Annotated in this window: 15 protein-coding genes; 5 read left to right on the top strand and 10 right to left on the bottom strand. The window is 64.8% G+C overall.

Annotation, left to right across the window (positions count from 1 at the left end; translation table 11 throughout):
* The first annotated feature begins 39 nt into the window (after positions 1 to 39).
* From ACNJYA_RS37360 to ACNJYA_RS37350, 3 genes are all read left to right on the top strand, one after another.
* Entirely contained in the window at positions 40 to 264 is a 225-nt protein-coding gene (locus tag ACNJYA_RS37360; protein WP_439364896.1) for a S4 domain-containing protein, read from the top strand.
* A 132-nt stretch (positions 265 to 396) separates the two neighbouring features.
* Positions 397 to 735, top strand: a complete 339-nt coding sequence (gene fdxA, locus ACNJYA_RS37355; RefSeq protein WP_018643465.1) for a ferredoxin FdxA — start codon at positions 397 to 399, stop codon at positions 733 to 735.
* Positions 736 to 1,079: 344 nt separating this feature from the next.
* Positions 1,080 to 1,892, top strand: a complete 813-nt coding sequence (locus tag ACNJYA_RS37350; RefSeq protein ID WP_172786205.1) for a CarD family transcriptional regulator — start codon at positions 1,080 to 1,082, stop codon at positions 1,890 to 1,892.
* Between the two features lie 86 nt (positions 1,893 to 1,978).
* Here ACNJYA_RS37350 and ACNJYA_RS37345 read toward each other — a convergent pair whose 3' ends face one another.
* A complete protein-coding gene (locus ACNJYA_RS37345) occupies positions 1,979 to 3,367 on the bottom strand; it encodes an adenylate/guanylate cyclase domain-containing protein (protein WP_439367557.1) in 1,389 nt (462 codons plus the stop codon).
* A 33-nt stretch (positions 3,368 to 3,400) separates the two neighbouring features.
* Positions 3,401 to 3,772 carry a winged helix-turn-helix transcriptional regulator gene (locus ACNJYA_RS37340; RefSeq protein WP_212255946.1) on the bottom strand — a complete coding sequence of 124 codons (372 nt, stop codon included), beginning with the start codon at positions 3,770 to 3,772 and terminating at the stop codon, positions 3,401 to 3,403.
* Between the two features lie 108 nt (positions 3,773 to 3,880).
* Between ACNJYA_RS37340 and ACNJYA_RS37335 the strand changes: the two genes are divergently transcribed.
* Positions 3,881 to 4,585, top strand: coding sequence for a glutathione S-transferase family protein (locus ACNJYA_RS37335; RefSeq protein ID WP_439364895.1), 705 nt, complete (start codon positions 3,881 to 3,883; stop codon positions 4,583 to 4,585).
* Positions 4,586 to 4,767: 182 nt separating this feature from the next.
* Here the strand turns inward: ACNJYA_RS37335 and ACNJYA_RS37330 are convergent, their stop codons facing one another.
* The 7 genes from ACNJYA_RS37330 to cyoA are packed head-to-tail and all read right to left on the bottom strand — an operon-like array spanning position 4,768 to position 11,690.
* On the bottom strand, positions 4,768 to 5,301 hold the full coding sequence (locus ACNJYA_RS37330; RefSeq protein ID WP_025033366.1) for a response regulator transcription factor: 534 nt from the start codon (positions 5,299 to 5,301) through the stop codon (positions 4,768 to 4,770).
* On the bottom strand, positions 5,291 to 6,694 hold the full coding sequence (locus ACNJYA_RS37325; protein WP_439364894.1) for an ATP-binding protein: 1,404 nt from the start codon (positions 6,692 to 6,694) through the stop codon (positions 5,291 to 5,293). The genes ACNJYA_RS37330 and ACNJYA_RS37325 overlap by 11 nt, the downstream gene beginning before the upstream one ends.
* A complete protein-coding gene (locus tag ACNJYA_RS37320) occupies positions 6,666 to 7,517 on the bottom strand; it encodes an SURF1 family protein (protein WP_439364893.1) in 852 nt (283 codons plus the stop codon). The genes ACNJYA_RS37325 and ACNJYA_RS37320 overlap by 29 nt, the downstream gene beginning before the upstream one ends.
* A complete protein-coding gene (gene cyoD, locus ACNJYA_RS37315; protein WP_172786199.1) occupies positions 7,514 to 7,894 on the bottom strand; it encodes a cytochrome o ubiquinol oxidase subunit IV in 381 nt (126 codons plus the stop codon). Before cyoD ends, ACNJYA_RS37320 begins: the two co-directional genes overlap by 4 nt.
* Positions 7,891 to 8,520 carry a cytochrome o ubiquinol oxidase subunit III gene (gene cyoC / locus ACNJYA_RS37310; protein ID WP_439364892.1) on the bottom strand — a complete coding sequence of 210 codons (630 nt, stop codon included), beginning with the start codon at positions 8,518 to 8,520 and terminating at the stop codon, positions 7,891 to 7,893. Before cyoC ends, cyoD begins: the two co-directional genes overlap by 4 nt.
* On the bottom strand, positions 8,521 to 10,518 hold the full coding sequence (gene cyoB, locus ACNJYA_RS37305) for a cytochrome o ubiquinol oxidase subunit I (RefSeq protein WP_439364891.1): 1,998 nt from the start codon (positions 10,516 to 10,518) through the stop codon (positions 8,521 to 8,523). It abuts the gene before it with no gap.
* Between the two features lie 11 nt (positions 10,519 to 10,529).
* The gene (gene cyoA, locus ACNJYA_RS37300) at positions 10,530 to 11,690 is read right to left on the bottom strand and encodes a ubiquinol oxidase subunit II (RefSeq protein ID WP_439401738.1); all 1,161 of its coding nucleotides are present in this window, start codon (positions 11,688 to 11,690) and stop codon (positions 10,530 to 10,532) included.
* 182 nt (positions 11,691 to 11,872) lie between these two features.
* Between cyoA and ACNJYA_RS37295 the strand changes: the two genes are divergently transcribed.
* Positions 11,873 to 13,201 carry an MFS transporter gene (locus ACNJYA_RS37295; RefSeq protein ID WP_172786195.1) on the top strand — a complete coding sequence of 443 codons (1,329 nt, stop codon included), beginning with the start codon at positions 11,873 to 11,875 and terminating at the stop codon, positions 13,199 to 13,201.
* A 294-nt stretch (positions 13,202 to 13,495) separates the two neighbouring features.
* Here ACNJYA_RS37295 and ACNJYA_RS37290 read toward each other — a convergent pair whose 3' ends face one another.
* Positions 13,496 to 13,990 (bottom strand): VOC family protein, encoded by a 495-nt coding sequence (locus tag ACNJYA_RS37290; protein ID WP_212255956.1) that lies wholly within the window; start codon positions 13,988 to 13,990, stop codon positions 13,496 to 13,498.
* Positions 13,991 to 14,041: the final 51 nt, after the last annotated feature.

Genomic DNA, 14,041 nt, shown 5'->3' with positions numbered 1-14,041 from the left:
GAGCGGCAGCGCATCGACAAATGGCTGTGGCACGCGCGGGTGGTGAAGGCGCGCACCTCCGCGGCCGAGCTCGTCGTCACCGGCCATGTCCGCGTCAACGGCGTGCGCGAGACATCGCCGGGCCACGCGATCAAGGCCGGTGATGTCCTCACCATCGCGCTGGATCGCAGCGTGCGCGTGCTGAAGGTCACCGCCTTCAACGAGCGCCGTGGCGATGCCGCCTCGGCTCGCGTGCTCTACGAGGAGCTCGGGACGCGCAATTAATTGCGCCTGGTATTCATTTCTTGATCGGTCAAACACACAAAGCCGTCATGATCGGGCCTTCCCGACCTTGCGGCGCCGGGCCATCCGCGCTAGGCAAGCCGCGACTTTTAAAAGAGCTTTTCGGAGCGTTGGATGACTTACGTCGTCACTGAAAACTGCATCAAGTGCAAGTACACCGACTGCGTCGAGGTCTGCCCGGTCGACTGCTTCTACGAAGGCGACAACATGCTCGTCATCCATCCGGACGAGTGCATCGATTGCGGCGTGTGCGAGCCGGAATGCCCCGCCGACGCGATCAAGCCGGACACGGAACCGGGGCTGGAAAAGTGGCTCCAGGTCAACGCCGATTACGCCAAGAGCTGGCCGAACATCACCCAGAAGAAAGAATCACCCGCCGACGCCAAGGAATTCGACGGCATGGAGGGCAAGTTCGAGAAATATTTTTCTCCGAACCCGGGCTCCGGCGACTAATTCGCGCCCAAACTTAACCCTAATAGCGGCGCTGCCGCCGAAAACCAGCCCTCAAGACCCCTAAATCATTGATTTTTGCGGGAAATGTGCTATATTGGGCACATTAAGCCGAACCCCGTCAGCCCCGTTGGCCCCTCTGGGTTCCCGTGAAACCAAATGTCGAACAGGGGCGTGGCAGTTTCCGCGCGCAGGCTGTGTCACAGAAAACGCGTAAAAAGAGTACTTCAGCGAGGGCTTCCCATAAGGAGGCCAAAAAAGTCGCCGCGGCCAGCCGTAGCGCATCCAAGGGTCGGACCGCGACGAAGGCGCCGGCTGCAAAGTCCTCGAAGAACAAAAGAAGCGCAATGCCTAACAAGACTGCCAAACCGGCCGCGAAAGCGACCGCTGCCAAGCCTGCTGCCGCCAAGCCTGTGACTGCCAAGGCCCCCGCTGCCAAGCCCGCCGCGCCGAAGGCTCCCGTTGCTGCTGCGCCCGCCAAGGCTCCCGTCGCCGCCAAGCCGGCCGCCAAGCCCGCGGCTGCGCCGAAGGTCGAGGAAAAGAAGGTCGTGACCCAGCGTCAGGGCTTCAAGGCCAATGAATTCGTGGTCTATCCCGCTCACGGCGTCGGCCAGATCCTGGCCATCGAGGAGCAGGAGATCGCCGGTGCGAAGCTCGAGCTGTTCGTCATCAACTTCATCAAGGACAAGATGACGCTGCGCGTGCCGACCGCCAAGGTCGCCAATGTCGGCATGCGCAAGCTGTCCGATCCGGCGCTGGTCAAGAAGGCGCTGGAGACGCTCAAGGGCCGTGCCCGCGTCAAGCGCACCATGTGGTCGCGCCGCGCCCAGGAATACGAAGCGAAGATCAACTCGGGCGACATCGTCGCGATCGCGGAAGTGGTGCGCGACCTCTATCGCTCGGAATCGCAGCCCGAGCAGTCCTACTCGGAACGCCAGCTCTATGAAGCGGCGCTCGACCGCCTCTCCCGCGAGATCGCGGTGGTGCAGCACTCGACCGAGACCGAAGCGGTCAAGGAGATCGAGGCCCAGCTCGCCAAGAGCCCGCGGCGCACCAACGCCAAGGCGGAAGCCGCCGACGGCGAAGCCGACACGGATGCCGAGGGCGATACCGACGATACCGATGGCGACGACAGCACCGTCGCCGACGAGGCCGCGTAAGCAGCTTCGTTCTGCGCAAGCCATCAAAAGCCCGGCCGAATGGCCGGGCTTTTTGTTTGGCTTCCTTCCGCAGCGGGGAGTTCGCTCTACGCGCCGCGCGGCTGGGTCCAGATCGAGATCGGCTGCTGAATACCGCGCACCGCCTGCGGCTCTCGCGCCTCCAATGACTGAAACGTTGCGGCCGCGCCGGCAAGCTCGGCCTTCGCCTGGCTGACGAGATCGTCGCTTGCCACCAGCGCGCAGTCGAAGGCGCGGGTCAGGGCCTCGAGGCGGCTGGCCACGTTGACGGTCGCGCCGATCACGGCGAATTCCAGACAGGTCTGCCCGAGGTCGCCGAGCACCACCGGCCCATAGTGTAAGCCGAAGCTCACGCGCAGCTTTGGCTCGCCTGACGCTGCGCGCCGATCGTTCCATCGGTCCGCCGCGGCGATCATCGCCTGGGCACATCGCAGCGCGTTGCTGGCGTCGCGCTCGCCCGCGAAGGGCGTGCCGAACGTCGCCATCAATCCGTCCCCGAGATATTTGTCGAGCGTGCCGCTGTGGCGGAATACCTCCTGCTCCATCAATCCGTGGAATTCGCGCAACGTTCGCACCACCTCCTGCGGCGAGCGCGCGTCAGCAAAGGCGGTGAAGCCGACGATGTCGACGAACAGCACCGCGACGTGTTGCGTGCGCACCTGCTTCAGCGGCTCGTCCTGCTGCGACAATTCCGCCACGACATTGGGCGAGAAGTAGCGTGCGAGGTTGCCGCGCTCGCGCTCCACCGCGGCATGCCGGATCAAGAGGTCGTTGCTGCGGCGGACCGCGAGCGCTAAAGTCATGGCCACGATCATGAATACGACCATCTCCTGGATGCGAATGTGGAATCCGATCTCGCTGGGCGAGATCATCGCCAACAAGCGCTGATCGCTGCCTGCCGCGGCCGCGATGCGGGCCGTCAGCGCAGGATCGCGATCGGGTTGCCACCACACCCAGGCCATGCCGATGATCCAGAGCGTAGCCGTCCAGCCGCCGACCGCAATGACGGTCCGCCAGGTATAGGCCAGCGTGGCGCCTGCGAGCAGCACGAAGAAATAGATGAAGTTGCCGAAATGGTACTGCATCGCGACCGGCCAATGCGGAGCTCCGAACGGATTGGGAATCACGATGACGCACGTCAGCAGCGCCAAGTCGCAAAACAGGAGCGCCAATTCCGGCCGCGACACGCCCACCCGCCCGACCCTGACCTGGGCCCAACCGATCAGTGCGAACAAGCCGAGCAGCGCCACGTAATAGAGCTGCTCCCAGGCCGGGTTGATCATCAGCAGCAGGCAGGCAATGACGACGAGGGCGACATAGCGCGCCCGAACCGCGAGTTGCAGGCCTTCCCGCTTGGCGGACGTCAGCGCGGCCTGCGCGAACTGAACTGTTTCGGCATCGCGCTTGCTCGGCGCCGGCGAAAGCGCAGCCGGCAGGTTGAATCGCTCGACGAGCATTGTCACGGCAGTCTCCTCACTTGGGCCTTCGCTTCAAGGCCGCTGCGTCCTTGCCGAGACGCCGATTTCATCACGACGGGCCTCTCCGTCAGCTGCGGCCGCAACCGACGTCCACCAGTTCCCCAAGGCATCGATCAATGGCACGAGTGCGTGACCGGCAGACGTCAGATCGTACTCGACGCGCAGCGGATATCCGCCGAATTCAGTGCGGCTTACGATGCCGGCGTCCTCCAGCTTGCGAAGCTCGAGTGCGAGCATTCGGTGTGAAATGGTCGGATTGTCGCGGCGCAAGTCGCTGAAGCGCTTGGTGCCCTGCTTCAAATAATAGATCAGCAGCGTCGGCCAGCGGCCGCTCAGAACCTGCATCACTTCCTCGATGGGACATCTCGACACGAGATCCTTCATCGGCGCCTCCAGGTTACAAAAAAGTTCGTAATTTACTCGACGCGGCGAGCGACTAGGGTCGCATCACCGCTGCGCAGCGTGATCATCAGAAATCACGGAGAATGGATCATGGACCCAATTCTACTCTACGGCTTCCCGAAGGGAAGCTCCATGGGGCTCGTCGCGGCGCTCGAATGGCTGGGCAAGCCATATCGGCTGTGCCGGGTCGACATGATGGGCGAGATGCGAAGCCCGTCATACGCCCGTATCAATCCGCGACATGAGACGCCGGTGTTCGTCACCGAGCAGGGCGAGGTGCTGACGGAAACCATGGCTATTGCGGCCTGGCTCGAAGCCAGGGATCTCGAACGTCGCATCAGCTTCGATCCGCTGTCGCGGGAAGCCGATCGCATGCGTCAGCTCATGGCATTCGTGAATACCGGTTTCACCGCCGCCTTCGCGCCGCTGTGGGCCGCAATGGAAGCCGAAGCCATGCAGCCCGCGACGAAGTCCGCCCTGCGCGCCTTTGGCACAGCAAGGGTCATCGAGCGTCATGACAAGCTCGAAGGGATGATCGAAACGCGGCAATTCCTGCTCGGAGAGCGGCCGACGCTGGCCGACGCCGTGCTTGTCGGCGTCGCGCGCTGGCTCGACTTCCACGCGGTTGCGGAGAGGAGCCGCTGGCCGAAGCTGGCGGCACTGCGGGCTCGCCTCGAGGCCGATCCCGCGGTCGTCTACGCCACCGCTCTGGAGGACGGCGGCTCTGATCCGGGAACGGGGTTGTGCACAGGCCACGTCGCGCTGACCGAATTGATTGCGCGGTTCGGCAAATAGCGGCCGGTGTGCACGCCTCGTCCTTCGAGACGGCGCTTACGCGCCTCCTCAGGATGAGGCTAGTCAGCTTCAGTGCTCGTTGAAACTGCAGCCACGCACTCCGTCCTCATCCTGAGGAGCCCGCCTAAAGCGGGCGTCTCGAAGGATAGCCGCAGGGAATGCTCTCAAATCCGATAGCCCGCCTACTTCACCGGGCGCTTCTCGAGCTTCCTCGCCAGCGTCCGCCGGTGCATGCCCAGGCGGCGGGCCGCCTCCGAGATGTTGAACTCGGTCTCGATCAAGGTCTGGTGGATGCGTTCCCATTCCAGCGTCTTGATCGAAGTCGGCCGCGTATCGAGCGCGACCTCGGCGTTGCCTTCGGCCTTGTGGAAGGCGGCCTCGATGTCGTCGGTGTTCGACGGCTTTGCCAGATAGTGGCAGGCGCCCAGCTTGATCGCCTCGACGGCGGTGGAGATGCTGGCAAAGCCGGTCAGCACCACGATCAGCATGTCGGGATCGTGCGTGTGCAGGAGCTCGACGCAGGCGAGGCCCGAGGCGCCGCCGAGCTTGAGGTCGACCACGGCATGACCGAAGGAGCGCTCCTCCAGCACCTGGCGCACCTCCTCGATCGAGGCGGCGAGCACGACCTCGTAGCCGCGGCGCTCGAACGAGCGCTTCAGCGTGCGCGCAAAGCCCGCATCGTCCTCGACGACGATGAGCGAACGGTCAGGCGTCAAAATTCCCTCCGATCGCCAATGTTGCAAGCGGCAGCGTGAGGCGCACGGTGGCACCGCGCTTCCTGTGGTTCTCGGCGGTCACGGTGCCCCCCAATTTTCGCACGACGTTCACCACCAGGAACAGGCCGAGCCCGCCGCCGGCGCGGCCCTTGCTCGACTGGTAGGGCTTGCCCAGCTGCGCCAGCATCTCCGGCGCAAAGCCCGGGCCGCGGTCGGAGATCGACAGCACGAGATTGTCGCCCTCGCGCTCGGCGACGAGCTCGACCCATTCGCGCGAGACCTCATAGGCGTTGTCGAGCACGTTGAAGATGACCTGCTTCAGCGCGACGTCCGAGACGATCGCGACGTCCTCGCCGAAGGTGTTGACGAAGTAGAGCGTGCGGGCCGAGCGCGCATTGCGCCATTCATCGACCAGCGCCGTGACGAAGGCCGTCACCGTCGTCGGCGAGGAGCCTTCACCGCGCGCTTCGCCCGCCGACACCAGGATCCCGGTGACGATCGACTTGCAGCGCTGCAGCGACGTCTCCATTTCAGCGAGGTCCTCGGCAAGCTCCTGATCGGCGGCAAGATCCGGCATGCGGCGCCAATCGCTGAGGATCACCGAGAGCGAGGCGAGCGGCGTGCCGAGCTCATGGGCCGCGCCGGAGGCGAGCAGGCCCATGCGCACGATATGGTCCTGCTCGGCGGCATGCTGGCGCAGCGCCGCCAGATGGGCGTCGCGCTCGCGCAAATTTCGGTTGATGCGGGTGACGAACACGACGAGCAGGACGGCGTTGAGCACGAAGCCCAGGAGCATGCCGAGCACCGTGAGCGTATAGGTCTCGCTCAATGGATTGGGTGGCAGATCGAGCGGCCGGTAGGCCAGGGTCAGCCAGACGAAGCTCGCGCAGGTCAGCGCCACCAGCGACCAGGTCGAGCGGGCATCGAGCAGCACCGCGCCGAGTGTCACCTGGAGCAGGAACAGCGAGGTGAAGGGATTGGTGGCGCCGCCGGAGAGATAGAGCTGCGCGGTCAGCGCGGCGACGTCCAGCATCAAGGCGACCAACAGCTCGTTGTTGGTGATCGCGGCGCGATGGCGCACCCAGACCAGGCTGGAGACGTTGAGCAGCACCAGCGCGCCGATCACCGCGCCCATCCGCTCCAGCGGCAGGGGGATGCCCAGGCCGAAATGCACGGCGCCGATGGTCACGATCTGGCCGACCACCGCGGTCCAGCGCAGCTGGATCAGCAGCGCCATGTTCTTGCGGTTGGTCTCGTCGTCGGTCGGCGTGGTGCCGATCAGCTCGCTGCGCGCGTCGGCCTGCGATTGCAGCGTGACGGCTTGCCCGCTACGCCCAAGCGTCTGGGAAAGCGTTTTCCCGTCGTCAGGTCGGCTCGACGATCGTTCCAGCATCTGATCCCGTCCTGCGGGCGACGGCATCCGAGCCGCCGGCCTTGTCGTGGACGAAGCGCCTGCGGCGGAACAGCCCGCCGCCGAATGTGACGAAGAGTCTGCCGGCCAGCATGAAAGCCAGGGCAAACCACGTCAGCGCGTAGATCAGGTGGTTATTGGGAAAGCGGATCACGGTCAATCCGCCGATTGGGCCGCCGGCAATTTGTGATCCGGCGTCGGCATCCACGAAGAAGGGCGCGACCTCGCGAAGGCCGCGTGCCGCCGCGATGGCGGCGACGTCCCGCGAGTACCAGCGGTTGTGCTGGGGCACGTTATTCCGGAGAAAGCCGCCCCTCGGCTCGGTGATGCGCAGGAGGCCGGTGATCTCCACCCGACCTTCGGGATTGCCGTCCCGGCGCGTCGATGCGTCGCGCCGCTCGGACGGCACGAAGCCGCGGTTGATCAGCACCAGCGTGCCGTCGTCGCGCTGAAGCGGCGTCAGCACCCAATAGCCGGGGCCTTCCTCGGTGACGGCCTGAACCAGTGTCTCGCCGTCCTGCAGAAAGCGCCCGCTGAGGCTGACGTGCCTGTATTCGTCGCTTGCGGCACTGACGGCGGGCCACGCCGCGGGCGAGGGGATCGGCTGCGCCGGCGCGTGGACGCGCTGCTCGACCCGGTCGATCAGCGCCAGCTTCCAGGCGCGGCGCTCGACCTGCCAGACGCCGAGCGCGATCAGAAGCACAAAAGCGACGAGCGAGAGGACCGTGAGCCACAAGGACGGGGACCGCGCAGCCTCGCTGCGCGCATCTACGTCCTTGCCCGTCACGGTCCCGATATCGTTCACTTCATGCCGCTCATCTGGTGGATGGGCATCATGTTGCTGTTGAGGTGGCTCATCACCCACAGCGAACCCGACAGTGCGATCACCACCATCACGATGGTGAATATCAGCGCCATCATGGTCCAGCCGTTCTCGGACGTCGTGTTCATGTGCAGGAAGTAGACCATGTGCACGACGATCTGCACGACCGCGAAGGCCATGATCACCAGCGCGGTGATCTGCTTGCTCGGCAGCACGCCGCTCATCACCAGCCAGAACGGGATCGCGGTGAGCACGACCGAGAGCACGAAGCCGAGCATGTAGCCCGAGAACGTGCTGTGGGCGTGGCCGCCCTCGTGGTGATGGTCGTGCGCGCCGGCTGCGTGGGTATCGGTGTTCATCGCAGAACTCCCAGGAGATAGACGAAGGTGAAGACGCCGATCCAGACCACGTCGAGGAAGTGCCAGAACATCGACAGGCACATCAGGCGGCGGCGGTTGGCCTCGATCAGGCCGAACTTTCCGACCTGCACCATCAGCGTCACCAGCCAGATCAGGCCGCAGGTGACGTGCAGGCCGTGGGTGCCGACCAGGGTGAAGAAGGCGGAGAGGAAGGCGCTGCGCTGCGGCGTGGCGCCCTCGTGGATCATGTGGGCGAACTCGAAGAGCTCGATGCCGATGAACGCGGCCCCGAACAGACCGGTGATCGCGAGCCAAACTTGCGTCTGCGCGACCTTGTTCTGTTGCATGGTCAGCATCGCAAAGCCGTAGGTGATCGACGACAGCAGCAGCATCGAGGTGTTCACCGCGACCAGGTTCAGGTCGAACAGGTCCCTCGGCGCGGGGCCGGCGGCGTAATTGCCGCCGAGCACGCCGAAGGTGGCGAACAGGATCGCGAAGATGAGACAGTCGCTCATCAGGTAGATCCAGAAGCCGAGCGACGTGCTCCAGCCTTCCGGATGCGGATGCTCGTCGGCGAGGTAGAAGACCGGCTCGCCGGTCTGCGAGGGATTGACGGCAACGGTCATTTACTTGGCTCCGGCGAGCAGTTTGGTGCGCGCGTCCTCGGTCCGGATGACGTCCTCAGCCGGAATGTCGAAGTCGCGGTGATAGTTGAAGGTGTGGCCGATCCCGACGGCGAGCATCGCGATGAAGCTCACAGCCGCCAGCCACCAGATGTACCAGATCAGGCCGAATCCCATCGCGGTGGCGAGGCCGGCGAGAATGACGCCGGTGCCGGTGCTGCTGGGCATGTGGATCGGCCTGAACCCGGTGAGCGGACGCTGGTAGCCGCGCCGCTTCATGTCCCACCACGCGTCATTGTCGTGAACGACCGGGGTGAAGGCGAAGTTGTAGTCCGGCGGCGGCGAGGAGGTCGCCCATTCCAGCGTGCGGGCATCCCAGGGATCGCCGGTGACGTCCTTGAGCTGCTCGCGCTTGAGCAGGCTGACCGCAAACTGCATCAGCATCGAGAGAATGCCGATGAAGACGAACACGGCACCGATCGCGGCGATGACGAACCAGATCTGCAAGGACGGATCGTCGAACACGCGCAGGCGACGGGTCACGCCCATCAGGCCGAGCACGTAGAGCGGCATGAAGGCCAGGTAGAAGCCGCTGACCCAGAACCAGAACGACATCTTGCCCCAGAACGGATCGAGCTTGAAGCCGAACGCCTTCGGGAACCAGTAATTGATGCCGGCGAACGCGCCGAACACCACGCCGCCGATGATCACGTTGTGGAAGTGCGCGATCAGGAACAGGCTGTTGTGCAGCACGAAGTCGGCCGGCGGCACCGCGAGCAGCACGCCGGTCATGCCGCCGATCACGAAGGTCAGCATGAAGGCGATGGTCCACATCATCGGCAGTTCGTAGCGGATGCGGCCGCGATACATCGTGAACAGCCAGTTGAACATCTTCGCGCCCGTCGGGATCGAGATGATCATCGTGGTGATGCCGAAGAACGAGTTGACGCTGGCGCCCGAGCCCATCGTGAAGAAGTGGTGGAGCCACACCAGGTACGACAGGATGGTGATGACGACGGTGGCGTAGACCATCGAGGTGTAGCCGAACAGCCGCTTGCCCGAGAAGGTCGAGGTGACCTCGGAGAAGATGCCGAACGCCGGGAGAACCAGGATGTAGACCTCGGGGTGGCCCCAGATCCAGATCAGGTTCACGTACATCATCGGGCTGCCGCCGAAATCGTTGGTGAAGAAGTTGGTGCCGACATAGCGGTCGAGCGACAGCAGCGCGAGCACCACGGTCAGCACCGGGAAGGAGGCGACGATCAGCACGTTGGTGCAGAGCGAGGTCCAGGTGAACACCGGCATCTTCATCATGGTCATGCCGGGGCAGCGCAGCTTGACGATGGTGCAGATCAGGTTGATGCCTGATAGCGTCGTGCCGACGCCGGCGACCTGCAGCGCCCAGATGTAATAGTCGACACCGACGTCGGGACTGTAGCCGATGTTCGAAAGCGGCGGATAAGCCAGCCAGCCGGTGCGGGCGAATTCGCCGATGAACAGCGAGGCCATCACCAGCACCGCGCCGCCGACCGTCATCCAGAAGCTGAAATTGTTCAGGAACGGGAACGAGACGTCGCGCGCGCCGATCTGCAGCGGCACGACGTAGTTCATCAAGCCCGTGACCAGCGGCATCGCCACGAAGAAGATCATGATCACGCCGTGGGCGGTGAAGACCTGGTCGTAGTGATGGGCGTTGAGATAGCCCTCGGAGCCGCCAAAGGCGAGCATCTGCTGGCCGCGCATCATCAGCGCGTCGGCAAAGCCGCGCAGCAGCATCACGATGCCGAGGATCATGTACATGATGCCGATGCGCTTGTGGTCCACCGTGGTGAACCATTCGCGCCAGAGATAGCCCCAGAGGCGGAAATAGGTGAGGCCGCCGAGCAGTGCCGCGCCGCCGAGCGCCACCACCACGAAGGTGCCGACGACGATCGGCTCGTGCAGCGGCAGCGATTCGAGGCCGAGCCGGCCGAAGATGAGCTTGAGAAGATCAGGAGACATGCGCGTTCTCTTTAGGAATCAGACTTCGGACGCTGTCCGAGGAAGAAGGACGAGGACTTCAGCGGCGTGAAGGTCGGCCGCTTCAGGCCGGCGCCGAGCAACGGCGCGGTGTCCACGGGCGCCGTGATCGACGCGGTGGTCTTGCCCTGCGGCGCATCCGGCGTGCAGGTGCCGGCGACGAAACTCGGCTCGGGCCCGAGCGGGGCGCCGCGGCGGGCATACTTGTCGTAGGTGAGCGGCAGCGTGTTGTTCAGGCCCTGATGGCCGTTGCCGCCCTTGGCGTCGATCGCCATCATCTCGCTCTGGCACATCTTGCCGGTCTCGACGCACATGTTGAGGATCAGGCGGTAGAGATCGGCATCGACGGTGCCCCAGCGCCGCACCGGCTCGTTCTGGCTGGGCTTCTCCAGCTGGAGATATTCGGCGCGGCCGAGCGAGCCGCCGGCGGACTTGGCGCTCGCGATCCAGGCGTCAAAGCCCTTGTCGTCGAGTCCCCTAAAGTTGAAGTGCATGCCGGAGAAGCCGGCGCCGCTATAGTTCGCCGAAAAGCCCTTGTAGGTGCCGGCGTGGTTGACGACGGCGTGGAGCTTGGTCTCCATGCCCGGCATCGCGTAGATCTGGCCGGCGAGCGCGGGAATGTAGAACGAGTTCATCACCGAGGACGCGGTGATGCGGAAGGTGATCGGGCGGTCGACCGGAGCTGCGAGTTCATTGACCGTGGCGATGCCGTAGTCCGGATAGATGAAGAGCCACTTCCAGTCGAGCGCGACCACGTCGACCTCGAGCGGGGCCTTGGACTGGTCCACGGCGCGCTCGGCATGAATGCGGCCGAGCGTGCGATAGGGGTCGAGCAGATGCGTGCCCATCCAGGTCAGCGCGCCGAGGCAAACGATGATCAAGAGCGGCGCCGACCAGATCACCAGCTCGAGCTTGGTCGAGTGATCCCAGTCCGGCTCGTAGCGGGCCTCGGTGTTGGACTGGCGGTAGCGCCAGGCGAACAGCACCGTCAACGCCATCACGGGCACGACGATCAGGAGCATCAGGACGGTGGAGATGATGACGAGGTCGCGCTGCTGCGCGGCGATATCGCCGGCTGGCGCCAGCACGACGTAGTCGCAGCCGCTGAGCGCGGCAGCCAGAGGTAGTAGCGCCAGGATCTTGAGACGAGACACGGGCCGAGCCTTATGAGAATGAGTTTCCTTTGCGGGGCCAACGGGTAGCTGCGGCGCAACAATCCGGACATTGGACAATTTGTCCAATGTTGCAGTGCGGGAGGTTGGGTCAGACAGGGGCAGATTGCCTGGCGTCCCGCCGGGCGGTCGGCTTTGGTTTTCAGGACGTTAAGGGCGCACGAATGGCGACGGCACAGACCCCCGCAATGGCAGACCTCCACACGGGCGAGCACGGCCACGACCAGGCCAGTCCCGGCGAGATCGCCATCGGCGTCATCATCGGCCGCACTTCGGAATTCTTCGACTTCTTCGTCTTCGCGATCGCCTCGGTGATCGTGTTTCCGCGCCTGGTGTTCCCGTTCGCGAGCGAGCTGACCGGCACGCTTTATTCATTCATGGTGTTCGCGCTGGCCTTCATGGCCCGTCCGATCGGCACCGTCATTTTCATGACCATCGACCGGGAATACGGCAAGACGGCCAAGCTGGTGTCGGCGCTGTTCCTGCTCGGCACCGCTACCGTCGCGCTCGCATTCCTGCCCGGCTATCACGAGATCGGCGTCGCCGCGATCTGGCTGCTGGCGCTGGCGCGCATCGCGCAGGGTCTGGCCTGGGGCGGCGCCTGGGACGGCATGGCTTCGCTGCTGGCGCTGAATGCGCCGGCCTCCCAGCGCGGCTGGTACGCGATGGTGCCGCAGCTCGGGGCGCCGCTCGGGCTGATCGTCGCGAGCGCGCTGTTCGCCTATTTTGCCGGTCTGCTCTCGGCCGATGATTTCTTCGACTGGGGCTGGCGCTATCCGTTCTTCGTCGCCTTTGCCATCAACGTCGTGGCGCTGTTCGCGCGCCTGCGCATGGTGACGACGGAAGAATACGCCTCGCTGTTCGAGAGCCGCGAATTGCAGCCCGCGCGCATCTCGGAGACGGTTGCGCGCGAAGGCCAGAACATCATGCTGGGGGCCTTCGCGCCGCTGGCGAGCTTTGCGCTGTTCCACATGGTCACGGTGTTTCCGCTGTCCTGGGTGTTCCTGTTCACCCGCGAAAGCCCGGTGCGCTTCTTGATCATCGAGATCGTCGCCGCCGTGTTCGGCGTCGCCGCGATCGTGGCCTCCGGCATCATCGCCGACCGCGTCGGCCGCAAGTCGCTCTTGATGGGATCGGCGATCGCGATCGCGGTCTACAGCGGCTTCGCGCCGCAGCTGCTCGACGCCGGCGCGTTCGGCGAGACCATCTACATGGTGATCGGCTTCATCCTGCTCGGGCTGTCGTTCGGCCAGTCGTCGGGTGCGATCGCCTCGAACTTCAGGCAGATGTACCGCTACACGGCGTCAGCGCTGACCTCCGACATGGCCTGGCTGTTCGGCGCCGGCTTCGCCCCGCTGGTCGCGCTGCTGCTCGCCACCAATCTCGGCGTCATCGCCTCGGGTGCGTATCTGTTGTCGGGCGCGTTCTGGACCCTGCTCGCGCTCTGGCTCAGCGGCCAGCGCGAGGCGGGCGACATGGACGCCGGACGCTGATCGCTCGGCGCATGCAGGGTGGGCAACGGCGCACGTCGCGCCGTGCCCATCAGCGCGACGAAATGAGGCTTGATCGCGCAATGACGGAGGTGCGCTCCCTCTCCCGCTTGCGGGAGAGGGTTGGGGAGAGGGTGCTTCCGCAATGGGACAATCCCCAAGAGGAGAAAGCCCTCACCCGGCGCGCGGGACGATGCTTCGCATCGCCCGGACGCGCCGACCTCTCCCGCAAGCGGGAGAGGTTGCACCGAACCCCTGGCAATCGAATCAACCTAAAGCCATTCCGCTCTAGGCATTTCACCCCTGCCGCTGCCTCAGCAGCGCTTCGACATCCAGCCGCTTGGTGACCATCGCGAGCTTCCCGTCAGGCCCGAACGGCCATTGCTCCCGCGGCTTGTCCCAATACAGCTCCACGCCGTTCTGGTCGGGGTCGCGCAGGTAAAGCGCCTCGCTGACGCCGTGGTCGCTGGCGCCATCGAGCGCAATGCCGGCCGTGAGCACCCGATGCAGCGCATCCGCCAGCGCAGGCCGCGTCGGAAACAGGATCGCGGTGTGATAGAGCCCGGTCGTGCCTGGCGGTGGCGGCGAGCCGCCCTTGCTCTCCCAGGTGTTGAGCCCGATGTGGTGATGATAGCCGCCGGCCGAGATGAAGGCTGCGCCCGAGCCCATCCGTTGCATCAGCTCGAAGCCGAGCACGCCGCAATAGAAGCCGAGCGCACGATCGAGGTCAGCGACCTTGAGGTGGACATGGCCGATCCTGGTGCCGGCAGGAATGGCGGGGCTTTGCGACATGTGAATGCTCCATCGAAAACATGCACGTAAGCCCGGCCCCGAGCCGGTGCT

Origin of the sequence: Bradyrhizobium sp. BLXBL-01, from assembly GCF_051853025.1 — a bacterium.
GTDB lineage: Bacteria > Pseudomonadota > Alphaproteobacteria > Rhizobiales > Xanthobacteraceae > Bradyrhizobium.
The sequence above is the reverse complement of the archived record's forward strand: the minus strand, read 5'-3'. Positions and strand labels throughout refer to the sequence as shown.